Annotated in this window: 20 protein-coding genes and 2 pseudogenes; 3 read left to right on the top strand and 19 right to left on the bottom strand. The window is 63.2% G+C overall.

Going from position 1 to position 24,999, the window contains the following annotated elements:
• Positions 1-22: 22 nt before the first annotated feature.
• From AC5RTY_RS04445 to AC5RTY_RS04420, 6 genes are all read right to left on the bottom strand, one after another.
• Positions 23-865 (bottom strand): IclR family transcriptional regulator, encoded by an 843-nt coding sequence (locus AC5RTY_RS04445; protein ID WP_494139056.1) that lies wholly within the window; start codon positions 863-865, stop codon positions 23-25.
• Positions 866-1,258: 393 nt separating this feature from the next.
• Positions 1,259-2,431: a CaiB/BaiF CoA transferase family protein gene (locus AC5RTY_RS04440; RefSeq protein WP_494139055.1), complete on the bottom strand. Its 1,173-nt coding sequence runs from the start codon at positions 2,429-2,431 to the stop codon at positions 1,259-1,261.
• Positions 2,432-2,457: 26 nt separating this feature from the next.
• Positions 2,458-3,588: a thiolase family protein gene (locus AC5RTY_RS04435; RefSeq protein WP_494139054.1), complete on the bottom strand. Its 1,131-nt coding sequence runs from the start codon at positions 3,586-3,588 to the stop codon at positions 2,458-2,460.
• Positions 3,581-3,865, bottom strand: coding sequence for a PhlB family protein (locus AC5RTY_RS04430; protein ID WP_494139053.1), 285 nt, complete (start codon positions 3,863-3,865; stop codon positions 3,581-3,583). The genes AC5RTY_RS04435 and AC5RTY_RS04430 overlap by 8 nt, the downstream gene beginning before the upstream one ends.
• Entirely contained in the window at positions 3,862-4,620 is a 759-nt protein-coding gene (locus AC5RTY_RS04425) for an FAS1-like dehydratase domain-containing protein (RefSeq protein ID WP_494139052.1), read from the bottom strand. Before AC5RTY_RS04425 ends, AC5RTY_RS04430 begins: the two co-directional genes overlap by 4 nt.
• The gene (locus tag AC5RTY_RS04420; protein WP_494139051.1) at positions 4,617-5,567 is read right to left on the bottom strand and encodes an SDR family NAD(P)-dependent oxidoreductase; all 951 of its coding nucleotides are present in this window, start codon (positions 5,565-5,567) and stop codon (positions 4,617-4,619) included. The genes AC5RTY_RS04425 and AC5RTY_RS04420 overlap by 4 nt, the downstream gene beginning before the upstream one ends.
• Positions 5,568-5,695: 128 nt before the next feature.
• On the opposite strand from AC5RTY_RS04420, the gene AC5RTY_RS04415 reads away from it, so the two are divergent.
• On the top strand, positions 5,696-6,448 hold the full coding sequence (locus AC5RTY_RS04415; RefSeq protein ID WP_494139050.1) for an IclR family transcriptional regulator: 753 nt from the start codon (positions 5,696-5,698) through the stop codon (positions 6,446-6,448).
• 35 nt (positions 6,449-6,483) lie between these two features.
• On the opposite strand, the gene AC5RTY_RS04410 is transcribed toward AC5RTY_RS04415, so the two are convergent.
• The 10 genes and pseudogenes from AC5RTY_RS04410 to AC5RTY_RS04365 all read right to left on the bottom strand — a co-directional run.
• Positions 6,484-7,680 carry an FAD-dependent monooxygenase gene (locus AC5RTY_RS04410; protein WP_494139049.1) on the bottom strand — a complete coding sequence of 399 codons (1,197 nt, stop codon included), beginning with the start codon at positions 7,678-7,680 and terminating at the stop codon, positions 6,484-6,486.
• A 300-nt stretch (positions 7,681-7,980) separates the two neighbouring features.
• A complete protein-coding gene (locus AC5RTY_RS04405; RefSeq protein ID WP_494139048.1) occupies positions 7,981-9,501 on the bottom strand; it encodes a TRAP transporter large permease in 1,521 nt (506 codons plus the stop codon).
• A 13-nt stretch (positions 9,502-9,514) separates the two neighbouring features.
• Positions 9,515-10,066, bottom strand: a complete 552-nt coding sequence (locus tag AC5RTY_RS04400) for a TRAP transporter small permease (protein WP_494139047.1) — start codon at positions 10,064-10,066, stop codon at positions 9,515-9,517.
• Positions 10,067-10,115: 49 nt separating this feature from the next.
• On the bottom strand, positions 10,116-11,408 hold the full coding sequence (locus AC5RTY_RS04395) for a type 2 periplasmic-binding domain-containing protein (protein WP_494139046.1): 1,293 nt from the start codon (positions 11,406-11,408) through the stop codon (positions 10,116-10,118).
• 43 nt (positions 11,409-11,451) lie between these two features.
• A complete protein-coding gene (locus AC5RTY_RS04390) occupies positions 11,452-13,011 on the bottom strand; it encodes an AMP-binding protein (RefSeq protein WP_494139045.1) in 1,560 nt (519 codons plus the stop codon).
• Positions 13,012-13,918: 907 nt separating this feature from the next.
• Positions 13,919-14,293: pseudogene (locus AC5RTY_RS04385) on the bottom strand (ATP-binding protein); the annotation flags it as partial.
• Between the two features lie 549 nt (positions 14,294-14,842).
• Positions 14,843-15,286 carry a DUF4913 domain-containing protein gene (locus AC5RTY_RS04380; protein ID WP_494139044.1) on the bottom strand — a complete coding sequence of 148 codons (444 nt, stop codon included), beginning with the start codon at positions 15,284-15,286 and terminating at the stop codon, positions 14,843-14,845.
• Positions 15,287-15,353: 67 nt separating this feature from the next.
• Positions 15,354-16,727 (bottom strand): type IV secretory system conjugative DNA transfer family protein, encoded by a 1,374-nt coding sequence (locus tag AC5RTY_RS04375; RefSeq protein WP_494139043.1) that lies wholly within the window; start codon positions 16,725-16,727, stop codon positions 15,354-15,356.
• Between the two features lie 224 nt (positions 16,728-16,951).
• Positions 16,952-18,157 (bottom strand): IS110 family RNA-guided transposase, encoded by a 1,206-nt coding sequence (locus AC5RTY_RS04370; protein WP_494139042.1) that lies wholly within the window; start codon positions 18,155-18,157, stop codon positions 16,952-16,954.
• Between the two features lie 308 nt (positions 18,158-18,465).
• Positions 18,466-18,845: pseudogene (locus tag AC5RTY_RS04365) on the bottom strand (IS110 family transposase); the annotation flags it as partial.
• A gap of 372 nt (positions 18,846-19,217) precedes the next feature.
• On the opposite strand from AC5RTY_RS04365, the gene AC5RTY_RS04360 reads away from it, so the two are divergent.
• Positions 19,218-20,252: an AAA family ATPase gene (locus AC5RTY_RS04360; RefSeq protein ID WP_494065292.1), complete on the top strand. Its 1,035-nt coding sequence runs from the start codon at positions 19,218-19,220 to the stop codon at positions 20,250-20,252.
• A 202-nt stretch (positions 20,253-20,454) separates the two neighbouring features.
• Here AC5RTY_RS04360 and AC5RTY_RS04355 read toward each other — a convergent pair whose 3' ends face one another.
• From AC5RTY_RS04355 to AC5RTY_RS04345, 3 genes are all read right to left on the bottom strand, one after another.
• On the bottom strand, positions 20,455-21,762 hold the full coding sequence (locus AC5RTY_RS04355; protein WP_494139041.1) for an Nramp family divalent metal transporter: 1,308 nt from the start codon (positions 21,760-21,762) through the stop codon (positions 20,455-20,457).
• A 109-nt stretch (positions 21,763-21,871) separates the two neighbouring features.
• On the bottom strand, positions 21,872-22,576 hold the full coding sequence (locus AC5RTY_RS04350; RefSeq protein ID WP_494139040.1) for a YoaK family protein: 705 nt from the start codon (positions 22,574-22,576) through the stop codon (positions 21,872-21,874).
• Complete coding sequence (locus tag AC5RTY_RS04345) at positions 22,573-24,099, bottom strand: gamma-glutamyltransferase (RefSeq protein ID WP_494139039.1); 1,527 nt, start codon at positions 24,097-24,099, stop codon at positions 22,573-22,575. Before AC5RTY_RS04345 ends, AC5RTY_RS04350 begins: the two co-directional genes overlap by 4 nt.
• A 177-nt stretch (positions 24,100-24,276) precedes the next feature.
• On the opposite strand from AC5RTY_RS04345, the gene AC5RTY_RS04340 reads away from it, so the two are divergent.
• The gene (locus tag AC5RTY_RS04340; protein WP_494139038.1) at positions 24,277-24,990 is read left to right on the top strand and encodes a FadR/GntR family transcriptional regulator; all 714 of its coding nucleotides are present in this window, start codon (positions 24,277-24,279) and stop codon (positions 24,988-24,990) included.
• Positions 24,991-24,999: the final 9 nt, after the last annotated feature.

The raw sequence follows: 24,999 nt of genomic DNA, 5'->3' as shown, positions 1-24,999 counted from the left end.
CGTCCACAGATTAACGGACAACCTAGCGAGGCAGGACGCTGTCAGCTCGCTGCTTGCCGCGTACCGTCTTGGTCCGATCGGGTTTGTTCCCCAGTCCGGGGGGCGGGGTCTCCATGACTGGGGAGATGTGCCGGGCCACGGACACGAGGTGACCGAGCATCTCCATCTGCACAGGGCGGGTCATCTGCGCTTCCGGGCCCGCGACTGCGATCGCGCCGATGGTCTTGCCTCGGCCATCGAGGACCGGTACCGCCAGGCCATTGATGTACGCCGTCGATTCACCCTGACTGGTGGCCCAGCCTTGCTTGCGGATAGCCTGGAGTTCGACGCTTAAGTAGCTCCAGTCGACGATGGTGGAGTCCGTCAGCGCCGGCAAGCGCCGCCCGAACCGGGCACGCAGCATATCCTCGGTGTGCTGGCAGAGAAGCATCTTCCCCGCCGCCGTGGCATTTGCGGGAAGAAGCTCACCGAGCGCCGTTCCGAGACGCAAAGTGGAAGAGGTGGTCCCGACGTCCAGGACGCGGGCGAACGGGCCATCGAGCACTTGGAGCATGACCGTTTGACCGATGAACTCGGCGAGACGGTTCAGGGGCTTGGAGGTGCGCTGGCGCAGGTCGAAGTCCCATATCGAAGAGAGCCCGGCCGAGACGGCTGCCTGGCCCGCGTAGTACCGCCGGCCTTCCGGATCTCGCGTGGCGAAGTCCTGCGACAGCAAGGTCATGAGGAGACGGTGCGCCGTTGACTTGCCCACTCCGAGCTCATGGCTCACCTCGGCAGCCGTCATCACCTTCCGGGACCCCAGCAACTTGAGCAGTCGAAGGGCATTGGTGGCAGAGTCAAGGGTGGACACTGAAGTCGCGCGCATATCCATCTCCCGGTCGGACAGACCTGACCCAGGCGCTTGAAACGTTGCGACACGGGCTCTGTCATGATCATTTCGTTTACCTTTGGTGTGTGCCCTTCGCGATTATTGCGGGGAGGGACGGTATGAGAGCGCCCCAGCGGTCGCCCTTGAACGGCAGCCTGCCGTACTCGTCGCGCAGCGCCCGCCGGATCGTCTTGGGGCTCTTGCCGAGCTCACGCGCTCGACACATGTCCACGGCATGCGGGCCCTCATGCACACGATGCGGGGGGGGGGGGTACGCAACGTGTGCGTCCCATGGAAAGGACGTACAGGAACGAGAGGAACGGCGACTTGCATGACGATCATGTGTGTTCCCTCCCTCCAAGTCATCCGACGTTGGGTGACCGGCGGCGTTCACCGAGATCGCTCCGATTCGTGTGACGTTGCAAGCAATGCAGTGCTGATCCCCTCATCGGCCACGGCCTGGGAGATGATGCGTTCGGAGACTCCGGCGGCTCGAAGCACGTCCAGTGTGTCCTGCCCTGCCTGGGCGGGGGCTTCGCGCTCCGATTGAGGGCGCACACCGTCCACGGTCAGGGGCGCCTGGATGTTCTGATCGACGTCAAGTCCGGCCGCCCCGGAAAGGACGTCGCGATGATCAAGTACGGGCGTGACACAGACGTCCAAGGGCTCCAGCAGTTCAAGCCAGTGTGAGCGAGATTCTCGGGCGAACACCTCCGTGAGTTCAGCATGACTGGTCCTGGCGGCGTCGGCAAGATGGGGCAAGCCAAGCGCATCAACAAGCTTCTCCCAGAGGTGAGGTTCGAGACTCCCCACAGCAAGCCAGAGCCCATCTGCGCATGTGTAGTATCCGTATCCGGCATGGGCGCCATTGGTCGCACGCGCACCCATGCCCACGTCGCTTCCAGCGGCCGCGACGGAACGTTGGCTTCCTGCGGTCCACAACGCGGCGTCCAGCAATGACAGGTTCAGATGACGGCCTTCACCGTACTTTCGAACCCCATGGAGCGCCCCGAGAATTGCCGTCGAAGTCAACGCCGCGAGCACAGTGTCTGCAACCAGAGCAGACGAATGCGACGGGGCGCCGTCCGCTCCAACCGCCGCCAAGCCCGAAAGCCCGATGGCGTTGATGTCGTGCGCTCCGGCGGCGGGACGATCGCTGAGCGGGCCGAACCCACTCAGCGACGCATAAACGAGTTCACGATGCTCGACGCGCAGCGCTTCGTATCCGATGCCGAGGCGATCCGCGATCCCTGGTCGGTAGGACTCGATTACGACGTCAACAGTGCTGGCCAGTTTCCGCGCGAGTTTAACGCCCGATGCCGAGCGCAGGTTCAGAACCACAGAACGCTTACCACGATTGAGCGACTGGAACAGCGCTGACGAATCGCCGATCAACGGCGACGAAAGGCGCATGGGGTCGCCCGTGGGCCGCTCGACTTTGATCACCTCGGCGCCGAGATCGGCCAACAGTTGAGTCGCCAGGGGCCCCGGGTACAGCTCTGTGAAATCGAGCACGCGGATGCCTTGAAGCATCGTCTCAGTATTATATGTCATCGCGTTCATCGCATTCCTTTCTGGTCCGCCGCTGATCAGGTGTGGCGGACCAACACTTGCACCACGCACACCGATCCGGCACCGAGCAGGTGGCACAGGCCCACACGGTCCTGTGTGGTGGCGAACCGCCTGACCGTCTCGTGGATCTGGGCAATTCCGGACGCCCCACTGGCGTGCCCGCGGGCCAGGAGCCCACCATCAGTCGAGAACTCAGGCAACCCCGTCAATTCGCGGGATCCGGGCCCGAACGCCCCCGCCATGACCAACGCATCGGCGCCTCCGGGCTCAGCGAATCCGAGGAGTTCAATGTACTCCAGCTCTTCGTTGGCGAACGCATCGTGGACCTGCACCACGTCCACCTCCTCGAGCGTGGTCGAGGCTCGTTCGAGTGCGAGCCGGGTAGTGCGTGCGGTGATCTCCCGCGGCCCTACGACGGCACCTTCGAACGTGTGCTGCTCGCCATAGACCTCACTCTGCAGCACGGACGATGCCAGTCGAGCCACCGGACCATTGGGCTGAAGCCGCTCAAGCCCTTCTGCCGAGGCGAGAACCAGCGCGCCCGCGCCATCGCCCCATGGCGTGCACATCTTCGAGGTGAGCGGGCCGGCAATGACCCGGCTCGCGAGGATCTCCTCAGATGTCACCACGTGATCGGCCTGTCGCGCGGCCGCCGGATTACTCCTCGCATAGTTCCAGTTCTTCGCCGCGATGGCCGCGAAACCGTCTGCCGTCGTGCCGAATTCACGCATTCGCTCCGATGCCCACAGACCGAAGAGGGCGGGAGGAGGGAGGAACCCCTGTCGCTTGATCGACTCTTCTGCGGTGGTCTCGAAATCGGGGATGTCATAGCCGAGCACCAAGGCGATGTCGTGTTCACCTGATTGAATCGCGAGCTTGGCCTCATGAACGGCGGCGAGGCCGCTGGCCGATGCATTCACAACCTGCTGCACCGGTACGCCGGTCAAGCCGAGCTCCTTCGCGACGAACACCGCTCGAGGACTCGCCCCAAGGGCGACACCCGCCCACACTCCATCCACCGCGGTAAAGTCGATGCCGGCTTCCGTAAGGGCGTCCACTGCGGTATCTCGCACCACGCCGCGACCGCTTCCTGCTGGGTACTTCCTGACCTGAGAAACGGCCGATCCGGCCACGAAAACCTCACGCACGATCAAACCTCCGTGTCTCCAACTCAGCAAGCACGTAGGCAGCTCCGATCTCGTGTGGACCGGCGCCGAGCTCGCTCATCACCCGTACGCCGTTTTCGAAATCCACGTAGCCGTATGCCTTCTCACCCATCTCGACGAACTCCGCCAGGCGCCCAGAGTCGGGCAGGTCGACGGTGGTCAGGGTGCGCAGCGTTCCGTCGACGCTGAGCTCGCGCGCGGGGAAGAAGTAATCGCCGGTCTCGGGGTCGTGTGCTCCGCGAAGGCCGGACGCACTCACGACCGAGCCGCCGGCAGCTCCACCATCTCGTACTCCATACATGCGCGCACACCTCGCTCGTCCCGCATCGTCCAGGAGAGGGTGGCGACGTTGAGAACGTCGCCGTTTCGCCGCTCCCGAGTCTTGCGCGGACCCCGATGCTCGGTGACTTCCAGCTCGTCCCCGACCCGAAGCGGACCGTCTACGTAGGTGAACGTGCTGCGGGCGTGAAGCATCCGCCGATAGTCGAATCCCAGTGCACGCACGGCACTGCCGCCACCCGGGCGCCAACGTCCCACCGTGACTAGGAATGAACCAGGAGCACGAACATCCCAAGGATCCTCAACCTTCAACGCACGGCGGAACTCGCGCACGGCGCCCCTCTCGATGGCGAAATCATGCGGCGGAATACCAGTATCCTCGCCGTGAATGGGGAGAACCGCTTCTGGCTGGATGCGAATCTCCGTGATCTGGGCACCCCCTCGGGTCAGCACACCGCCGTTCTCCGTCCCCTCAAGTGACAGCGATTCGTCCATGAGCGCCGGGCGACGGTACGCGACCTGAATCGACAGCGGCCCCGACTCGAACGTGTCGGTCAGCCGCGTGATCGCCCAACCCGCAGGATACGCCCCCATCACGACCGGCGCGGTGTAGCCGGCCGATTGGGCGAACTCGACGTTATGGTGCAGGGGGTTCAGGTCTCCGCTTGCACCCGAGTACTGCACCAGATCAGTGATCGTGATCGGGCCTAATACGTTCAGCTGTGGCTCACTCATCGTGACACCCCCTCAAATCGAGATGCTTCCTCCAGAGTGACCGCCTCGGGCGAGGGAATCGGCGTGACAGCGTCGGCGATCCAAGGCTCAAGCGATGCGAAATCCTCGGGGGTCCACCGCCGACCAGCAGCGACCTTCCCGCTGACATGCCAGCCACGGAAGATCTCAAGCGTGTCACCCTCGACTCCGAGCACGGAGCCTGACGGGGCACCGCAGGAGGGATCAGCCAGCCACGAGATGACGGGCGCGACGTTCGCGGGGTGCCAGTAATCGAATCCACCTTCACTGACATCGCGACCAACGGTCTTCGCCGCATGTGGCGTGCTGAGGGTCAGCTGGGTCCGCGCCCCTGGCGCGAGCGCGTAGCAACGGACCCCGTAGTTTTCATGGAGCTCGCGGTGGCAAAGCTGCGCAAAGGTCGCCAGCGCCGCCTTGGCGGTGGCGTAGTTAACCTGCCCGATGACTCCCTTCAGGCCAGAGATGCTGCTCGTGCTGATGAGAGCCCGATCGGACTTCCGGTTCGCCTTGCTCTCTGCCCGCCAATGTGCCGCAAATGCGCGGGAGACGCAGAAGTGACCTCGCAGGTGCACCTTCATAATGGAGTCCCACTCTTCGTCCGACATGTTGACCAGCATCCGGTCACGAATGATGCCTGCGTTGTTTACAACGACATCCGCGCGCCCGAACGCCTCAAGCGCAGTCGTCAGGAGCGAATCCGCACCTTCCGCAGTGGCGATGTCCCCCTCGTGCGCCACTGCAGAGGCGCCGGCGGCTCGGATCTCCTCCACAACCGCTTCTGCGGCCGATTCGCCTGCACCACCCAGGTCATTGACCACGACGGACGCCCCGCGTGAGGCCGCGAGGAGCGCGTACTCACGCCCAAGCCCGCGTCCCGCTCCGGTGATCACGATGACACGATCTGCGATACTTAGCGTGTTGTTCATCATTCTGGTCCTTCTCCTCGTTCTTGTGTGTTCCGAAAGGCCGACGCCAGGTGAAGCGGTCGTCGGGCGATAGGGACGGGCAAGGGACCCAACAATTCGTAGTCACCTTTCAAAGACAAGGCAGAGAACCGATGCCCAACCCGTACGGTGTCCAGTCCGTCCGCAACGCGATGCGTCTTCTCCAATTGCTGCGATCGCGGACGTGGATCGGTGTCACTGAGGCGGGTGAAGAGCTCGGTCTCGGCAAGTCGACTGCGCATAGAATCTTCACCACCCTTGAGGAAGAGGGCTTCATCCAACGCGATCGCGTCAAGCGCGGCTACCGCATCGGGCCGGCGCTTTTCGATCTCGGCCTGGCCGCGGTCGGAGACCTCGACGTGCGCCGCAAGGCACGTATCCCGATGGAAGCTCTGCGCGACGCGTGCGGTGAGACGGTCACGCTGCACGTCCTCGAAGGCAATCACACCCGGGTCGTCGACGGCGTCGAAAGCGCCAACGTCGTGCGAGTCACTTCCCGCTTGGGAACTGCTCTCCCGGCGAACGCCACAGCCGCAGGCAAAGTGCTGCTGTCGTTCATGGATCCGGACAGGGTCATCAAGCTCTTCCCCAACGGCCCGGTTCCTGTTACGCCGGCGACGATCACTCGGGCCGCGACTCTCGCCACTGTGTTGCTCGAAGCACGGCGGCTCCGCTACGCGACGAACTTCGGGGAGAGCGCCCCAGAACTGCACGGAGTAGCCGTCCCGATCGTGAACCGTGCCCACGAGCCGATCGCCGCCCTGGCCATCGCAGCTCCCAGTGTCCGGCTGTCGGAGAGACAGGTCCCGGAACTGGTCACGCGCTTGAAAGTCGCCGCCGGCAATATCGCCGGCACGCTGTTGTGACCGGTGCGTTCGGATGGGAAGAGCGAAGGCCATCATCACACTGCCACCTCGAGGGCGTCGTAAGAGAACAACCAATCGTAGCGGTCCGAAACCTTCCGCTGTGACCACTCCGCTTCGACGTAGTCCTCCGCGCAAAGGGGGTCCGAGAGCACCGGATTGTGGAAGCGGTCGGCATTGGCCGCCGCCGCGCGTACCACCGCGCCGGTGCGCTCGACGCGGGCCTCTTCGTACCGGCTGAACGCCTCGGCGGGGCTGTCATATGCCTCGATGGCACGAGCGAGGACCAAGCCATCCTCCACCGCCATGCAGGCACCCTGTGCGAGGAATGGCAGCGCCGCGTGGCACGCATCGCCCAACAGCGTGGCCCTCCCATCGCTCCATGACATCATTATCGGGCGGAGATTCAACGCCCACTTCATCGGCGTGTCGATCGCGCGAATCAATGTGAGAACGTCCTCATGCCATCCTTCGTAGTCCGCCAGGCATTCGTTGACCGTCCCGGGTACGTTCCAGGACTCGATGGTCCAATCGTCGCGTTCCACGATACCGACGAAGTTCATCAGCTCCCCGCCACGGAGCGGGTACTGGATCACATGCCCATGGGGACCGATCCAGTTGGTCCCTACCTGAACGCGCATGTGCTCCGGCAAACGCTGGGCGGGTACCACTCCCCGCCACGCCATGCAGCCGGAAAAATCGGCATCACCGGCGCCGAACAGCTGCTTTCGCACGGTCGAATGCACGCCGTCCGCACCGATGAGAAGATCGGTTCGCGCCTCAGAGCCATCGGCGAATCGCAACGTGACACCATCTGCGTCCTGCTCGAAGCTCTCGAGCCGGTGTCCGAGACGAAGCCGGCCGGGAGCCGCTTCCTCGAAGGCGTCCACCAGGACTGCATGAAGATCTGCGCGATGGAGCAGCAGGTACGGGTTTCCGTACTTGCTCTCAGATGCAGGCCCGAGGTCGAACAGCTTCCACGACTGACCAGTGTTCCATAAACGGACCCGCTTGCCTGATGGAATCGACGCCTGAGCGACGAGCTTTTCTTTGATCCCGAGAACGTCCATAACGCGAACAGCGTTTGCGCTCAGCTGCAGACCCGCGCCGACTTCGGCCAGCTGTACAGCCTGCTCGTACAGGGTCACATCGTAGCCGCGCTGACTGAGTGCCGTGGCGGCCACTAAGCCGCCGAGGCCGGCGCCGCATACCGCGACGGAGGTCGAGCGATCCATAATTCCTCAATTCGAGAGTTGTTCCGGTAAATAGTGGAATTGACACCGAGAGTGATGGCTCGGTGGTCTAAGAGCGAGCTGAGTTCAACCGGGCAATGTCACCCATTGCCGCTCGGTGAATAACGCAGAGCTAATTGCATGGACGTGGGGAAGTCGGCGAGGAGATCAACCTCAATGGAGGCTGGATTGGAGAGAATGCGGGTCGAATCCATGCTCCTGCAGCAAACGGAAGGCAGCGTCGCGAACCCGTCATCTCATGCCAGAGTCTCCTGAATGGTAGGGAAGGCGGCGGACGGTCGCTCATCGGGCACCGCCCCCCGAAGTCTGCTCGAGCAAGGCGGGCAGCCATTCGGTCATCTGAGGGACTGCGATCATGAGGACCAGGAACAGCACCGCGGTCGGTAGGAACCACAGCAGCGAAACGAAGATGTCGTTGAGTCGAATGGTCTGCCCGAGATTGACCTGGGGGTCCTTCGCTATGTTATGGACGATGTAGGAGAGGATGCCGACCGGTGGGGTGAGCATCCCGATCTCGCAAAGGAGGATGACGAAGACTCCGAACCACAGCGGGCTGATCTCCATTGCCTCGAGGGTCGGAAGAAGAACCGGCACCGTGAGCAACAGCATCGCCAGAGTATCGAAGAACATGCCCATGATGATGTAGGCGATGACGAGCACCAGAAGGAAGGCAACGCGGCCTAGGCCGAGGCCGGTAAGGAAGTCGGTCAGCATCGACGCGAGACCTGTGATGGACAACAGCTTGGTCAGCATTTCGGCGCCGATCAAGATGAAGAAGATCGCAGCGGACGCTCCGATGGTCGAGATCGCGGACTGCGCGACCTTGCCCATCGGGTTCTCCTTCCGTGTGTAGTACAGCGTCAGCAGGAGCGCTACCAAGGCCGCTGCGGCACCGGCCTCTGTGGGCGTGAAGATGCCCGAGAACATGCCTCCGAAGAGGACGACCATGATCAGCGGGAGTCCCCAGATCTCACCGAGGGACTGGAATTTCTGGCGCCATGTCACCGGCGCACGCTCGACAACGTTCTGCCCGCCCCGGCCCACGAGCTTGGGAGCGAAGATGCTGATGCACAGAATGAAAAGCGAGAACGTCACCGCGATGAGCACGCCGGGCACCACTCCAGCTACCAGCTGCGGGCCGACGGGAACGCCGGCGACGCCGGCGTAGATGACAAGTAGGACTGACGGCGGAATGAGTGCACCTGGCAAACCGGCGACGATCACCGTGCCGATCGCCATCCTCTTGTCGTAACCTGCACGGAGCATCTCGGGGATGCCGGCCCGTCCTAGCGCGTACGTCATCCCGATAGTCGACCCTGACACCGAGGCGAGGCCCGCTCCGGCAACCGTGGTGCCGATGCCGATGCCACCTGGCAGCCAGGAGAACCACCGGTCGGTGGCGCGATAGATCCGGCTGGTCAGCCCTGATTGCGACAGCAGCATGCCCATGAAGATGAACATCGGCAGCACACTCATCGACCAGCTCGACGCTGCATTGAACGGGGATACGGCCAGGACGTTGACGGCGGCGGGGACGCCGGCGATCGTGTATACGCCGATCACGCTCGGCACGCCCAAGGCCACCGCAACCGGCACGGACAGGAACAACAGCACGAGCATCATCGCCACGCACCACACTCCGGCCACGGCAACCGACGGGCTGGTGAAGAGTCCAACGAGGCACACGGCAATCAGCCCGAAACCGACGGCGAGCGGAATGAGACCCGGTCGTCGTCGGCGGGCGATGCGCGACACCTCGGGCGCTTCCTTTCGGACAACAGTTTCAATGGTTTCAGGGGTCATCAGAGCGTTCCTCTCAGCTCTCAGCAGGGAAGATGGGATCCACGGATCGGGTAGTTTCCGCCCGCTTACCGGTCGTGAGATCGATCTCCGGCTCGTCTGTACGCATGATCACGACCATCTCGAGGACGTAAAGGACTGCGAGCAGGATGAAACACACGGGTACAAGGAAGTAAATCGGATAGGTGATGATGCCGGTGACCCCGGCAGTCGCCCCCACCTCGGTGTGCTCCAATGCCCTCCCGAACCCGAACCAGGCGAACCCGACGCTCAACAAGAATGCCAACACGCTTGCAAACACCTTGAACACCGCAGCACTCGACGCGGTCATCCGCTCAGTCAGCAGCGTGACAGTTATGTGCTCGTTCTGCATCTGGGCTGCCGGGATGCCAAGCAGGACGATAATCGGCAGGTACCAGAACTCGACGATCTCGTGCGTGCCATGGATCGGTGCGTTCAAGACGTAACGCAATAGCGCGTTAGCGATCACTTGAATCATCATGACAATCAACGCGATGGCCGCCATGATCGAAATAGCGCTGTCCAGCCCTTTTCTGAGTTTCACCATCAGACGTCACCTTTGATTATGTGTTTCATCAGTTGAATGCCCGAACAGATCAGCTCGGCCGGTGGTCGAGCATGATCTCTTCATAGACCCGCTCAGAGAACGGCAGCAGGTCCAGCTCAGGGTCGTGCCACTCGGCATAGTCGGCGAACGACCCCTCGTCGCTGAGTCCCATCTCTTCGACAACGGCCCGCCACCTATCCAACGAATCCAGAACCTCGGTTGAGAAGCCATTGGGGACCACGCCCTGCGCGATCTGGCCGTCAATAATGCCAGCGGAAACGTCGGCGAGGATTTTAGCGCTTTCGTCGTCGAACGATACGATCTCCCCGCCGTTCTCCGTCGCATACTGGGAGGCATCGGCGTTCCCCTGGAGACCAGACAGGCGAGAAGTCATGAACACCTCGGTCATCTGATCGAAGATCAGTTGCTGGGCGGCCAGAGGCAGCTTGTCGAAGCTGCTCCCAGCAACGAACGCACCTGCACCACGGGAGAGACTGGCATCCGGGGAGTACGAGAGGTAAGGAGCGACCTCAAAGAGGCCATTGGATCCCGCCTGCATGGCAGTCATGGTCGTGCAGTCGATTGCTCCGCGCTGCAGCGCCTCGTAAATCTCAGGGAAGGGCATCGACACCGGGCTGGTGTTCATTGCACTGAGCTGCTCGAGCTGAGAAGCCGAAGACACACGAATCTGGCGTCCACGCCAATCGGAAGCTGTGGCACCAGGATCAGCGCACATGGCGAAGACCGTGTCGTCGGCGTTGAATGGGATCAGCACGTGCTGGCCCTTGGACTCAAACTCCTCGATGAGCTCGTCGGAGTTCCAGGCAACCTCCAGCATGGCGGCGTTGATGGCGAGTTCCTGTGCCTGCGGTGAGGTTCGGGCAAGACTCGTCCCTGCTACGAATGCACTGTAGATCGGGTAGTGCGTCGGATCGTAGATCGGCAGCGCGTAGGCGATGTCGACGCGCCCATCGGCCAACGCATCATCCAGTTCGTCATAGCCGGCAATCGCCTGGCCGTACACCAACTCGATGGTGATTTTCCCGCCCGAGGCCTCCTCGACGTTCTCCTTGAAAACGGTGTCCCTGCGAGCGGAGAGCGTCTTCGGCGACGAGGCCGAGACCTGGTACTTCAAGGTGGTCTCAGGCATGTCCGCGAGCGCATCCTGATACTCGGCGAAATCCGCCCGAGGGCTGACGCCGTCGCCGCTTGCAACGCCGGTATCCTGCGCCTGCCCGATCGAGCCAGCACAGGCCGTTAGCGCGAAGCAGATGGCAAGCGGTCCAGCAACCCCTGCCAAGTTGCGGAGCCAGGTCTGCTTATTGCTTCTGGAAATGTCCACTGATGTTCCTTTCGATGTTGTTCGGATCTGAGTCGGAGGTCCGTCAGGACACGGCCGTGACTGCTGTCCGCGAATGCCTCAATGCGTTCTTGTCGATCTTTCCTGCCTGTGTCAGCGGCATTGCTTCCACAAACCGGTACTCCTTCGGGCGGTCCGCCGGGGCCAGTGTGTCGCGGGCCAGGCTCTCAAGGCGGTCCTGTAGATCCTTCGGCATGCTCTCGTGACTGGGCTCGATGACCGCAACCACGCGCTCGCCCCAGTCCGCGTCGAGCTCACCGATCACTGCGACAAATTTGACGTCGGGATGGGTCGCCAGCGCCGCCTCGACGCGCGCCGTGTAGACATTCACACCACCCGAGACGATGACATCGGCCACCCGATCAGTCAGGTATAGGAAACCTTCATCATTGAGATACCCGATGTCCCCTGCCGAGGCGTAACCCGGCCAGCTGGGAAACCCCGGGCGAACCGACGCGGATCCGGTGAATGTCGCCTGCGCGTATGCACTCTTGATCAACACTTCGCCGATGGTGTGTGCGGGCACCTCACAGCCTTCGGAGTCCACGATCCTGACGTCGGCGCCAGCCAGTGGTCGCCCGACCGAACCGCGGTGACGGCTCCACTCGGCAGGCGTGATCGCGGTGCCGATCGCCTCGCTCGCACCGTAGAACTCGTAGACGACGTCGCCCAGCCACTCGAGCAGCCATTCCTTCAAGGCCGGCGGGCAAGGCGCTCCACTGTGCACCACCGACTGCAGGCTCGAAACGGCGTAGCCTGATCGCTCGGCCGCGTCCATCCGCTGCATCCTCGCCAGCATCGTCGGCACCAGCGCGGTCGTGGCGATCGTGTGCGCTTCAATGGCAGCCAACCAGTTCCCAGGCGTCCAATGCTTCAGGATCACCACGGTGTGTCCCAAGTGCAATGCGATAGACGACATCGCAAGCGCCAACCCGTGATACAGGGGGCAGCTGACCAAGTGAGGACCAGAAGCGTGACTATAGCCGATGCGATCTCCCCAGATATCGACCAGACGCTGGGACGCCTGTTCGATGGGCACGGTCGGCAGCGGGAAGCGGACGCCCTTGGGCTTGCCTGTGGTGCCACCCGTGTAAAGGAGCCTGCTGCCGGCGATGGCATCCGTGAGCGGCTCGTCACTTTGCAGCTCGGTCGCCTCGACCAGCGATTGGAACCCTTCGACTTGCGGTTCCGTCGCGAACAGAGCCGTCTCGAGGCCCACATCCTTCACAGCACGCCGCAAAGCATCGTGCGCAACACTCGCCACGATCACCTTGGGCTTGCTGTCTTCGATGATCCACCGCAGGTCGTTCGGCGAGCTCTTGACGCTGACAGGCACAAAGTAAAGTCCCGACTGTAGGCACGCGAGATACGTCTCGTAAAACTCAATCGAGTTGTCCAACGCGACCAACACCACCGTGCCGGGCACATCCGCCCCAGATGATCGGAGAAGGCGTGCGATCCGGTTCGTAGACGACAGGAGCTCTCCGAATGTCAGGCTACGCGCGGAATCCGCCTCGACCAGCGCCAATGTATCCGGACTCCGACGTGCGACGTCCCAGAAGGAATTGCGCTCGATCTCGTTCATACCGCCTCCTTTAGCTGCCATGATCCATGTGATGCAACCCACTCGGTTGCCACCCGATGAAATATTGCACAGATTTCGGATCAATGTACCGGTTCGCGCCGAACGTTCTTCCCACGCGAACGGGCCGTCCCGGGTTGGGCCGAATTGTGACCTTCGAGCGCATCTATGTGCCGCCCTAGTTCGATGGGCACGGTCTTGTCCCCGTTACATTAATCAGTCCCGATGACCGGGGACATGGCGCTGGACCCGATATTTTCTAACCCTGTTGCTGATGAACTGGGGGTGGTGTCGCCAGCTTCGGGACTGCCCCCCGGTTTTGATGACTCCTTGACCTAGCGAGCTGGATCGCGTGTTTACTCTGGCTCATCTCTGATGGATTCACATGGAGGTGAGTGAGAAATGGCCTGGACGGACGGAATACGACTTCGAGCGCATCATTCGGTTGCGTCTGCCGTGACAACTTCCAGCGGTAGGAACCTGTCTTCGCTACCTCGGACAACACCAGGACCGATTTGCGCAGCGGCCTTCGCTTCCATTCCTAGATCCGGAAGTCCCGGTCATCGTCAATGACGAGCCGCAAGGTATGAAGCCGCGGTCTCCTCCGTGAGCTGCTCAACGTCCGCGTCGAGGGCGCAAGCCCCAGCCCGACGATTACAGCATCGGCTTGCAAGATCAGCTCGCCGACGATGGAAACGCTTGGTTATCTCGAGGAGTGACCGCCAACCATCGCGGCAAGCCGCCCCAAGCGACGACGACTCGGGATAACGCCATCCTCGAAATAATCCTGCGGTGATCGGACCCTAAACGGGTCCGTGGCGAAGCCGGCGTGGGCGGCATCATCCAGTGTCAGCGCCGGTCGAAAAGTGAGCCGTTTCGCGGTCCAAAATTTGAGCTACGTTTACGGTGGTTATTCTGCCGTATTTTCCGGTCTTGTCGAGGGCAGCGATTCGATTGGGTGGTTCTTCAGCCGGTAGCTGGAGCCCTTGAGCGTGAGGACCTCGGCGTGGTGGACGATGCGGCTGATCATCGCGGACGCAACGACCTGGTCCCCGAACACGTCGCCCCAGCGGGCAAAGCTGAGGTTGGAGGTCAGGAAAAGGGAAGCGTGTTCGTAGCGTGAGGACACGAGCTGGAAGAACAGGTTGGCCGCGTCCTGTTCAAACGGGATGTAGCCCACCTCGTCAATGATGATCAGCACGTAGCGCCGAAGACGCACGAGTTCGGCCGGCAGTCGTCCGGCCTGGTGTGCAGCCTGCAGCCGGGTCACCCAGCCGGTCGCGGTGGCGCCCTTGCTTTCCGGGTCGTTGGGTTTGAGCTGCACGATCCGGGTGGCCAGGACGCCAGCGAACGCGGCGACCCCGTCAGCGTACCGGTTGCGCCGGCCGATACCGGTTTCGTTGTCCCAAACCAGCCGCCGCGGGACCGCACCCAGACCATTCAGCAGCTCCCACATCCCGGTCAGCAGATCCCCGGTCATCCGCGCGGGAATCATTCTGGCCATGATGAACCGCGAATGCGAACACACCAAAAATACGCAGCTGTATACCGATGAGAACGACAGCGGCGGAAAGGAAAAGAGTTCCAAGGGTATCGAGAGACGTTTGAGGTTCACTTCGGAATTGAGCCTGCGGAGCCTTGCCAGTAAATAATGCCGTTTACGCCACTCCAGTTTTTCGAAGCAAGCCAGGGTCTCTGGCTTCAGGGACGTATTTCAGTGTGTGGTGCTCACCCATTACCCTCTTGTTCACTGGCAGAACGAAACAGCCACCACGGTCTTCTTGGAAGGTCAACGTTCAGATTCTGCCTTTTCCAGGGCCAGTGGGATCGTAGTTCAAACGCATCCATCGCTCTTTCGTTGGTCGTGGAACCAGCCGTGGGGTGCTTCCTTCGGTTCCAGGTGTTCGGGGTGGCGGTGCTTTTGCATGTCGCAGTTGTAGAACGGTCCTTGCGGGTCCAGGAGGACTTTCATGTGGTGATCTGCGTGGTCCCGCCACCAGACGCTCATGCCGGTCGCCGGGTCGAGGCGTAGGTGTTCCCAGGAACGCCACATGGCCGCGACACGTGAGACTGCTTCGGGGTGGAAGTACCACTCGATGCACCATTTCGCGGATTTCCCGGTGACGCTTCGGACATACGTGGGCAGCAGTTGCTCGAGCAGGAATTCTTCGGCCGAGCCGTAGACGAGCTCCGGTGTCTCCTCGCTCTTTCCGTCCTCGCTCCGGTCCGGAGTGGGGGCGGGGGTGTCGGTATCGAATAATCCAAAATCATCGTCCATGAGGGAGGTGCTTCCTTACTGCGTGACCCAGGGGTTAGCGTTCGGCGCGGCCGGGCCTGGGACTGGCTCAACTTCGGGCTGCGGGCTGTACTTCTGGATGGATGCTTCCACGGCTTCCTTGTGCGGGCCCGTGTACCAGGGCAGTGTGCGCACCAGCGTTGCCGGTGCCCCCGGAGGCGAGGACCACCGCGCGGCCGCGGTCGAGTTCAGCGAGGTTGGAGACATCGAAAATGCGTTCCTTGCCCTCCTGACGGGAGCGGCTGGACCCGGACTTGCCGGACGAGACAGAGACATTGATGTAGCTGTAGTCACCGATCAGATCCGAGAGCGCCCGGAGGAATCCTTCTTCGGCCACGCCGCCGCCGTAGACCAAGACGTTAGCGGCGGACCAGATTTTGCGCATGTTTGCCTCGCCCCAGAGTTCGACGCCCTGGGACCAGGATTGCAGGATGCCCAAGACGATCAGGCCCTTGGAGCCGTAGTGGCTGAACTGGTCGGGCAGCCCGGCCCAGCGGACGACGTTGGCCAGCTCGTCGAGGGCGAACAGCGCAGGCTTGGGCAGGCGTCCGCCGCTGCGCTCGGCGCGTTCTTCCATGGCCTCGGCGATGGCCACCGTCAGTGCCGTGGTGAGCGGGGCGGCCGAGCCGGCCCCTTCCTTGGAGAGGATGTAGATCGTCTCCTGGGAGGCAGCGAACGCGTGCGGGTCGAACTGACGGCGCCTGTCGGTAGCCACGCTAGCGCCGCCGGTCGGGGCGACCCACCGCAGCGTGTTCCTGCTCTTGAGGCACTGAATCATTTTCGCGGCCGTGCCGAAGATGCCGTCGCGCTGTTTGTCTGCCAGTTCCAGCGTGGACTCCAGGCCTTTGTACTGCAGCTCGTAGTCATGTGTTTTGAGTATGTTGATGGGTTCGAGGTTTACCTGCTCCGTCACCCAGAGGTAGACCTGTGTGATGGGCAGCCCGCCCAATGCGGCCGCGAGGAAGTACGAGGAGAGAATGTCTTCGGCTTTGGGATCGAAGTAGGCATCCGGCTTGGACCCCGGCACCCGCGAACCGACCGAGAAGTGCTGCGTGAGCTTGTACGCCTTCTCTTCGTCCGTGACGTAGGAGAGCGGGTTCCACCACCAGTCCGCTTCCTCCTGGGCGATTTTCTGCGGATCGAACACCCACACCGGGGCCGTGGCCTCTAGGACGCCACGGGTGCCGTCCACGACGTCGCGCTTGTTCGACGTCGAAACCACCGCCCCAGGTGCGTTCAGGATCGCCGGCATCACCCGGGAAGTCGACTTACCTGTCCGTGGTCCCCAGATATCGAGGCTGAGGTCTTCCCAGGACTGGATGAATTCCTGGTTTGTGGAGACTACCTGGCCGACGACGATACCGGGGTTGTCCCTCACCCCGAGCCGTTCGGCTTTGGCTGTTGCGCCTTTTTCGGCGACCATGACCAGGACGTTGAAGAGCAGGCGGCCAACGGGGTCAGTGGGGGGTCGTGCACGGATCTCCGATGCTTAGCTTCACTTTCTCCTTCGTGAGCTCTTCGACGATGTCGCTGGCGTCGGGCAGGGACTGGGCGAGTCGGTCGAGTTTGGTGATGATCAAGGTGTTGTCGGCGCGGACTCCTGTGTCGCGTGAACTAGCCAGAAGGGGGGTGCCTCTATGGTTTTCGTCAAGCGGCGGTAGCCATGGGTGCGGGCTTTGGATCTTGATAAAGGGTGCTGTCGCGGAGCATTGCGAAGAGGACGTCCGAGCGGCGGCGGGCGAGGGCGATGATGGCCTGGTTGTGGCGTTTTCCTTCGGCTCGTTTGCGGTCGTAGTAGGCGCGGGAGGGCGGATGGTGCAGTGCGGCGAAGGCGGAGAGGAACAGGGCGCGTTTGAGTTTCTTGTTGCCGCGCCGGCTGGTGTGCTCGCCGCGGATTGAGGTTCCGGAGCGGCGGGTGACGGGCGCAATGCCGGCATAGGAGGCCAGGTGTCCGGCGTCTTTGAAGTCTTTGCCGACGACTTCGGTCAGGATGCGGGCGCAGGTCCTGACGCCGATGCCGGGCATCGAGGTCAGGACCGTGTGAAGAGGGTGGGCCTCCACGAGTGCTTCGACCTGGGCAGCGACTTCATCGCGCTGGGTGCGAAGGGCCAGCAGCTGTGCGGCCAGTCTGGGTACGACGATGCCGGCGGCTCCGGTTCCGGCGACCACCACGGTCTGCTCATCCAGGGCGTCGAACACGGCGTCGGTGAGACGTTCGGCTGCCCGTGGCGCGCGTTTCTTCAACCGAGCACGGACGCGGCCGGCGGTCCTCAAGGCTGCCGGGGTCGGGTAGCGGGTCAGCAGGTCCGCGACCGCGGGGTGGTCCAGGTGCGGGCCCAGTGCGCGTTCCAGCGCCGGGTGGATCTGGGTGAGCAGACCGCGGATCCGGTTGCTGGTCGCAGTGATCTGGGCGGCGAGGTCGTCGTCGAAGCCGCAGAGCACGCCGAGTTCGGCAATGGCTTCATCGCCGAGCGCGATCGAACGCAGCGTATGCGGCATTGTTCGTGCTGCGTCGGCGATGATCGCCGCATCGCGGGCATCGGTCTTGGCTTGTCCCGGATGCAGGTCCGCGATCCGGCGCATCGCCAGGCCGGGCAGATAACCGACCGTTGCGCCCATCTCCCGTGCGACGGCCACGGGCAGCGCGCCGATCGTGGCAGGCTGGTCGACGACGAGCAGGACCTTGCCATGCCGGCCGAGGCCGGTGAGGATTTCACGCAGTCTGGTTTCATCGTTGGGCAGGGTTTTGTCGTATAGCCGTTTGCCGGATCGGTTCAGGGCGACGGCGTGGTGATCGGATTTTCCGACGTCCAGGCCGACGAAAACGTCGATGTCCTGCTGGTCAAGAAGCACTGCGTACCGCCTTCCGAAGAGCCGTCATCTGCTGCCTGTGCCGGCCGGACCATGGCGGCAGCCGTCGGCATCCACGTTACGAATGACCCGCAAACCGTGCCTCTATCAGCGATCAACTCCCGCCGCGCCGGTCCCGGTGACAACACCCCCTGATCATGAAACGACTGGGGGCAACAACCATGCCGGGACCAGCCGGCCAGCACACCCTAAATCCTGCAACAGGAACGGGCTACGAAAAAGACATCTGATGGGACTAAGAGGTCAAGCAGCGGCCATCGCAAGGGTGTTGGGGAAAGCGGCTGATTCGTCGTATTCCGAGGCAGGGGCCGGTGGGCGTGGCGGTCGGTGCGCAGGATGTTGGCCAGTGCCGCGGCGTCTTGGGCGTCGGATTTCTTGCGGGAGACCGTATGCCGTTCGCGGTACCGGGCCACAGCCATCGGGTTGATGGCGTAGACCTCCCGGCCGCTTGAGCGCAGAGCTGCGACGAGGAGGTCGCGTGTGGTTTCGATGGCCACCGGAACCCGGTCGCCGGTTGGTCTCCATGGGTGCAGAGCAGGTCCAGCAGTTCCGCCAGACCAGCCGCCGTATCTTCAATTCTTCGCGAGGCCAGCAAGCGGCCCTGTTGGTCCACGAGTGCGATGTCGTGGTGTCCCTCTGCCCAGTCAATACCGCAGAACACTTCCGTCATTTGGCTGTTCCTTCCCCTGTCATCGGTAGCTGCAAAGGACCGTCTCGACTTGGGACAGTTGCGACCTAATGGAAGAGCTCGACGGCTCGACATCTGATTGGCATTCACGTCCCTGTCGGATGCTGCCGGGGCCGGGTCTTAGTGTGAGAACTCTGGGTTCGCGTTCCTGGTCGAGACGTTGGCCGGCAGCAAGCCCCCGGAGGTCAACCTACGTTCCGTGGTGTGAGGGAGCCAGAGGGACTATCTTTTTCGACGGCTCCAGGCCACGGTGACGGGAAGTCCTCATCTGGCTACCTCACGTCCCATTAGGTAACGGGGGAACTAGTGAGGCCAGCCCCACCCCGGTCGGGAGCCGGGTACTACAGTGGGTGCATGGCTGCCAGCCGCAATCCGCTCGACGACCTGCGCGAAACCATCGGCCATCTGGCCGATCAGCTCAAGCTGCACGGTTCGGAGCGCGTCGACGACCTGGTCGGCGATCGCATCGGTGCGAGGCCCGGGCCAGCCCGGCCGCTGTCCGAAGTGCAGGCCGAGCTCGACACACTGGTCGGACTGGGGACCGTGAAGGAACAGGTGCGGGCCCTCGTCGCACTGCTCCAGGTCCAGGCCCGCCGTAAGGCGCACGGCCTGCCGGAGGTGGCCACATCACAGCATCTGGTGTTCCTCGGAAACCCGGGCACGGGCAAGACCACCGTGGCGCGGCTCCTGGCCGAGATGTACCGTGCGGTCGGTCTTCTGCAGAAAGGCCACCTGGTCGAGGTCGACCGTTCGGGCCTGGTGGGGCAGTACGTCGGCGCCACCGCCATCAAGACGGACCGGGTGATCCGGCGTGCGCTGGACGGCGTCCTGTTCATCGATGAGGCCTACGCGCTGGCCCCGGACGACGGCCGGGCCGACTTCGGCCCCGAGGCGATCGAGGTCCTGCTCAAGCGGATGGAGGACCACCGCCACCGCCTGGTCGTGATCGTGGCCGGGTACCCGCAACTGATGGAGTCCTTCCTGCTCTCGAACCCCGGACTGCGATCCCGATTCGCCCGCGAGATCACGTTCCCCGACTACTCCATCGACGAACTCCTGACGATCTTCCACCGGATGCTGGCCCAACACGAGTACACACTGGAGCCGGGTGCGGACCAGATGCTGCGCCGCATCTTCACCGGGCTCCACGCGGGCGAGGACTCCGGCAATGCACGGTTCGCCCGCACGTTGTTCGAGCAGGCGCTCAACCGTCAGGCGCTGCGGCTGTCGCTGGACGGAGAACAAAGTTTCGATGCGCTCGATCGTGAGGCCGTCATGACGCTCACCGAGGACGACATCGTCGAGGCCGCGCTGGCCTTGGGCGAGGAGCCGGAGCCGGAACCAACGCCGGAACCGGAGCAATCACGCTGGCGGCGCTGGCTGGCCTGACCGGATCTGCGGCGGCTGCCAGACAAAATTCCGCACCAAAGGTAGACGGAAGGCCCGCGACGTTGCGGGCCTTCCGGGCGTAACTACTTCCCATGAATACCGAGGCGTCCTTGCCTCGGGTCTGCTGTTGTGGCCAAGGCCGGCTATCCTCCCGGGTGTACCGGCGGTGGTGGGCGGCCGCTGAGCCGCCTCACCCTGGGTGTCAGCCGCCGAAGAGCGGGGCGACCGACTTGACCAGCTGCTGGATACCGAGAACGCCGAACAGCAGGGCACAAATGCCCAGCGCGATGTTGGTATGCAGGCGGTTGGCCCACGCCTTGGGCACGCGGCTGCCGTTGAGCAGGCCGAGCAGGGTCAGGGCAAGGAACGGCATGAACAGCGAGCCGAGGACGCCGTAGGCCAGGATCAGCGCGATCGGCTTGCCCATGATGAACAGCAGCATGGGCGGGAAGGTCAACCAGAGCACATAGAACTTGAAGTACTTGCCCCCAATGCGGGTGTCCGGATGGCCGGAGGGCTTCTTGCGCATGTGGCCCCAGAAGTCGGCAAACATCAGGGACACACCGTTCCAGACGCCGATGATGGAGGAGAACGACGCCGCCCAGAAGCCGATCAGGAAGGTGGTGCCGACGACCTCGCCGTAGCGATCGTTGAGGACGTTGCCCAGATCCAGCAGGCCTTCATCGCTCCCGCTGATGGAGACTCCGGCCGAGCGGACGACCTCCGCGCCGACGATCAGCATGGCAATGACGAAGATGCCGGTCATGACGTAGGCCATGGAGTTATCGATGCGCATGACACGCATCCACTTGGGGGTGTACCAGCCCTTTTCACGCAGCCAGTAGCCGTAGGCTGCCAGCGTGATGGTGCCGCCGACGCCGCCGGCGAGGGCCAGGGTGGACAGGAGGCCGCCTTCGGCCGGGATCGAGGGGATCAGCCCCTTGAGCATTTCGGGGATGTTGGGAACGGCAATGATGGCCAGGCCCACGACGGTGACGAACATGATACCGACCAGCACTGCGGTGATTTTCTCGAAGGTGGCGTACTTGCCGAACCAGATCATGACGAAGCCGGCCAGGCTATTCAGGATGGCCCACGCCCATAGCGGGAGCACCGGGAACATGGCGGCCAACGGCAGCGCTGCCGCGGAGGTGGCGGTGGCGCCGTAGACGAAGCCCCAAATGATGATGTACGGGCCGAAGTACCACGTGGTCCAGCGGCCGAGCGTCAGCCAGCCTTCGAAGATGGTCTTGCCGGTAGCCAGGGTGTAGCGTCCGGCGCCTTCGACCAGGACGATCTTCATGACGACACCGACGATGACGGCCCAGAAGAGCTGGTAACCGAATTGGGTGCCGGCCACCAGGGTGGCGACCATGTCCCCTGCCCCCACGCCGGTGGCCGCTACGACGAGCCCGGGGCCGACAATTTTCCATTTGGCGGGCTTGCCGCCGTCGTCGTCAATCCGGTCGGCGTGGTTCACCGCTCCGGTTGGCGCGTTGTACTCAGACATTTGGATTTCCTGTTCTTGGAAGAATTGGTGCAATCGACGTGAGGCTTGTTCCGTCAGGGCAGCCTCTGGTTCTTTCCCCTTTCTCGATCGGGCTCGCAGCGGGCAGGTGTCAGGACGCCTGGGGTTCCAGCCGCCGGCAGAAAAGAGCCATCAGGAGAACCAGGGCGGTGGGAACGGCGAGGGCCGTGAGGCCGGCAAAGGGTACGACGGCCGCACCGACGATGGCGCCGCCCAGCATGCTTCCCACGGCTGCCAGCTGGCGTGCCGAAACACGCCGTTTGCGCCAGGTTCGGCCCGCTCCGGCCTCGGCGAAGAATTGCGAGAGGGTGGAGGTGACGACCACGGTGTTGATCTCGGGGACCGCCAGAAGTCTCGCGGCGAGGCTCTGGCAACCCATGGCCACCCCGATGAGGGCGGTGATGACCAGTCCCAAAGACCCGCTCCCATTCATGAAAGCGAGGGCGGTGCTCACGGCCAGGAGCACCCCGGTGGTGAGGAACAGCATCCGTGGGGCCGGGGATCCCCGCTTCCTTGCCTCCAGCAGCCTGTTGCACAAGCCCGCCACCATGCATCCGACGCAGAACGCGAGGAGGGCGACCAGCGGGTGGATCAATTCGGCCCAGTCCCCGCTCAGTCCGATCCCCACCAGAATCAGGTTTCCGGTCATATTGGCACCGAAAATGCGGTCCAGTCCGAGGTAGGTCAGGGCATCCAGGAAGCCCGTGCCGAACGAGAGCACCGTCAAGAGGAGCGGATCGGGAAGCAGCCAGGCGCGCCGGGCACTCTTTGCCGGGCGCCTTTCCGTCAGCGTCATCCGAGCTGTCCGTAGCGTCCGGATCCGTCCGATCGGGGATCGCTGGCCGCCACCGGAGCGCCGGCGGAATCCACCGTGACCAGCTGCATGTGCCCCAGCCCGTCGGTGAAGTCCGGCTCCATGCGGGTCCGGCCGAGACTATCCGCCAAGTGCTCCCGCGTCCCGGCATCCACGGACTGCTCAATGACAGCAACATCGGCACCCTGGTCGTCCTGCACGATCATCCAGCGCGGGCCCAGCAGCGCAGACGCCGGCGATTCGCCCGCCCACTGCCTCAGCAACACCTGGGCGTGGATCTGCGGCTGCGCTTTGCCGCCCATGGTCGACTGGATGTAGCGGATGCGTTGCTGCTCGTCGGTCACCATGACCGGCATCAGCGTGTGCGGCGGCATGGCTCCGCCCCGGAAGGCGTTCGGCTGCGAGTCGTTCAGCGAGAACATAGAGCCCCGGCACTGCAGGATGACGCCGGTAGCCGGATCCATCAGGTACGAGCCGAAGGCCGAGTACAGGCTCTGGATCCAGGACACGCTCAACCCCGTGCTGTCCACGCACGAAATTCCGACCGTGTCTCCGTCGGCCCGGGCCGAGGCGAGTGCGGGAGTTCCGGATGACGGAAGGTCCTCCAGGCCGTAATCGCGGTAGAAGTACGGTTCGGAGTCTTCGCTGAGGATGTTGTCCCGGAGGTGGTTGCAGATCCGGGCATTGACCTGCATGGCCTCGACGACATCCGGCGAGGTCACCGCGTGGCCCGTGGCCGCGGACAGGTTCTCCAGCAGCCGGATCAGTGCGAAGCCCTGGGTGGGCGGCGGGCTGGTGTACACGGTGTGGCTTTCGCCGCGGTGTGACAGCGGCGCGGCGGTGACCGGGACGACCGATGCGAAGTCGTCGGCACTGAATTCGGCGCGGTGGCCCTGCATGAACGAGAGCAGTGACTCGCCCGTCGTGCCCCGATAGAACTCCTGAAACCCCTCCGAACCCATGCGGCGCAGCGTTTCCGCCAGCGCCGGGTTCGACACGCGCTTGCCCGGCTCAAACGAGGAACCAAACAACGCGGAGACCAGGTCGGCACTTATTCCGCCGGCAGCTGCTGCTTTGACCGCTGCCATCGTCACCGACCGGGACAGCTGATAGCCGCCGGCGAGTTCCGCCGCCTTTTCGAGAAGGGTCGAGGGCGCCAGCCGTCCGTACCGCTCATGCAGGTGCTGCCAGCCGGCGGGGGCTCCGGGAACCGTGAGGGTCGCCGGTCCCCGGGCAGGCATCTTCTCGCCAAACCGATCCCTCATGTCCGCCAGGCGGCCGGCACCGGGGGCTCGGCCTACGGCAAGCACGCACTCGGGCTTTGCATCGGGTTCCTTCACCAGCGCCACCAGATCGCCGCCGATGGAACAGTTGTGTGGGTAGACGACGGACAGGACGGCGGCCGCGGCGATCGCCGCGTCGACGGCGCTTCCGCCTGACTGAAGAACGGCCCACCCCGCCTCCGTGGCCAGGTGGTGCGGCGTTGAGATTGCTGCTTGATTCATTGCTGGGGCTTCCTCTGCTAGTTCACAGAACCGGTAGGGTGGTTGGACCACTTTGGGTAGCATAGTGAGGTGAGTCACTAAACCACAAGGTGTGGCACCGGGAAATACACTTTTAATTGCCGGAACTTTTGCGGTCAGGGGGAAACCCGCTCACCGGTACCCACAGAGAGGACGAATATGCGGAGCCTGAGGCAGGAGCCCTTATTGGTATTCAGCGATCGCGTAGACGTCCTCGCCGAGGCAATTCGGACCCGGATTGAGGACGGTACCCTGAGCCCCGGAGCTAAACTTCCGAGCGAACGGGAAATTGCCGAGAATTACCGCTTGTCCAGAAATACGGTGCGGGAAGCCCTGCGCGAGCTCGAGGCTGTCGGCCTGCTGTACCGCCGCCCCGGCAGCGGCACCTACGTAGCCGACGAACCGCTTTTGGCCTTCGGCTCCTCGTCGCTGACCGGTAGCACCGGTGCCGGAGACCCGATGAATCACGTCATGGACCTCCGCCTTGTCATCGAACCGGGGATCGCCAAGCGGGCGGCCATCAGGGCACGGGGCCAGGTGTCCAAATTGCGGTCGATCCTCGATGCCGCCACCAAAGAGGCGGCCCGCCCCCAGCCCTCGAACGCCGAGCTGAGAAAACTCGACTTGGATTTCCACGCGGAACTGGCGCGGCTCTCCTTGAATCCACTGCTGACCGAATTGTTGGCGATGTCCAATGACCTGATGGCACCCTCGCGTGCCGACGAATTCCTGACGTTGGAACGCGTCCGGAGCTCTGTGATGTGGCACGGCCGCATTTTTGAGGCTGTTTTGGCGCGCGACGGAGACGGGGCCTTTAATGCCATGGAGGAGCACCTGATCGACATCAAGGGCCATACCGAAAAGGGACAGTGAATACCGGGC

The organism is Arthrobacter sp. Y3224055 (assembly GCF_059090825.1).
Note: the sequence above shows the minus strand (reverse complement) of the source record. Positions and strands in the feature narration are given on the sequence as shown.

What these genes read in the sequence shown, in the direction of transcription:
- AC5RTY_RS04410 (WP_494139049.1), bottom strand. Translation starts at nt 7,680, where the DNA reads ATGGATCGCTCGACCTCCGTCGCGGTATGCGGCGCCGGCCTCGGCGGC.
- AC5RTY_RS04440 (WP_494139055.1), bottom strand. Translation starts at nt 2,431, where the DNA reads ATGAACGCGATGACATATAATACTGAGACGATGCTTCAAGGCATCCGC.
- AC5RTY_RS04355 (WP_494139041.1), bottom strand. Translation starts at nt 21,762, where the DNA reads ATGTCTGAGTACAACGCGCCAACCGGAGCGGTGAACCACGCCGACCGG.
- AC5RTY_RS04380 (WP_494139044.1), bottom strand. Translation starts at nt 15,286, where the DNA reads ATGGACGATGATTTTGGATTATTCGATACCGACACCCCCGCCCCCACT.
- AC5RTY_RS04340 (WP_494139038.1), top strand. Translation starts at nt 24,277, where the DNA reads ATGCGGAGCCTGAGGCAGGAGCCCTTATTGGTATTCAGCGATCGCGTA.
- AC5RTY_RS04445 (WP_494139056.1), bottom strand. Translation starts at nt 865, where the DNA reads ATGCGCGCGACTTCAGTGTCCACCCTTGACTCTGCCACCAATGCCCTT.
- AC5RTY_RS04405 (WP_494139048.1), bottom strand. Translation starts at nt 9,501, where the DNA reads ATGACCCCTGAAACCATTGAAACTGTTGTCCGAAAGGAAGCGCCCGAG.
- AC5RTY_RS04390 (WP_494139045.1), bottom strand. Translation starts at nt 13,011, where the DNA reads ATGAACGAGATCGAGCGCAATTCCTTCTGGGACGTCGCACGTCGGAGT.
- AC5RTY_RS04350 (WP_494139040.1), bottom strand. Translation starts at nt 22,576, where the DNA reads ATGACGCTGACGGAAAGGCGCCCGGCAAAGAGTGCCCGGCGCGCCTGG.
- AC5RTY_RS04345 (WP_494139039.1), bottom strand. Translation starts at nt 24,099, where the DNA reads ATGAATCAAGCAGCAATCTCAACGCCGCACCACCTGGCCACGGAGGCG.
- AC5RTY_RS04420 (WP_494139051.1), bottom strand. Translation starts at nt 5,567, where the DNA reads ATGATGAACAACACGCTAAGTATCGCAGATCGTGTCATCGTGATCACC.
- AC5RTY_RS04425 (WP_494139052.1), bottom strand. Translation starts at nt 4,620, where the DNA reads ATGAGTGAGCCACAGCTGAACGTATTAGGCCCGATCACGATCACTGAT.
- AC5RTY_RS04360 (WP_494065292.1), top strand. Translation starts at nt 19,218, where the DNA reads ATGGCTGCCAGCCGCAATCCGCTCGACGACCTGCGCGAAACCATCGGC.
- AC5RTY_RS04400 (WP_494139047.1), bottom strand. Translation starts at nt 10,066, where the DNA reads ATGGTGAAACTCAGAAAAGGGCTGGACAGCGCTATTTCGATCATGGCG.
- AC5RTY_RS04415 (WP_494139050.1), top strand. Translation starts at nt 5,696, where the DNA reads ATGCCCAACCCGTACGGTGTCCAGTCCGTCCGCAACGCGATGCGTCTT.
- AC5RTY_RS04375 (WP_494139043.1), bottom strand. Translation starts at nt 16,727, where the DNA reads ATGGTCGCCGAAAAAGGCGCAACAGCCAAAGCCGAACGGCTCGGGGTG.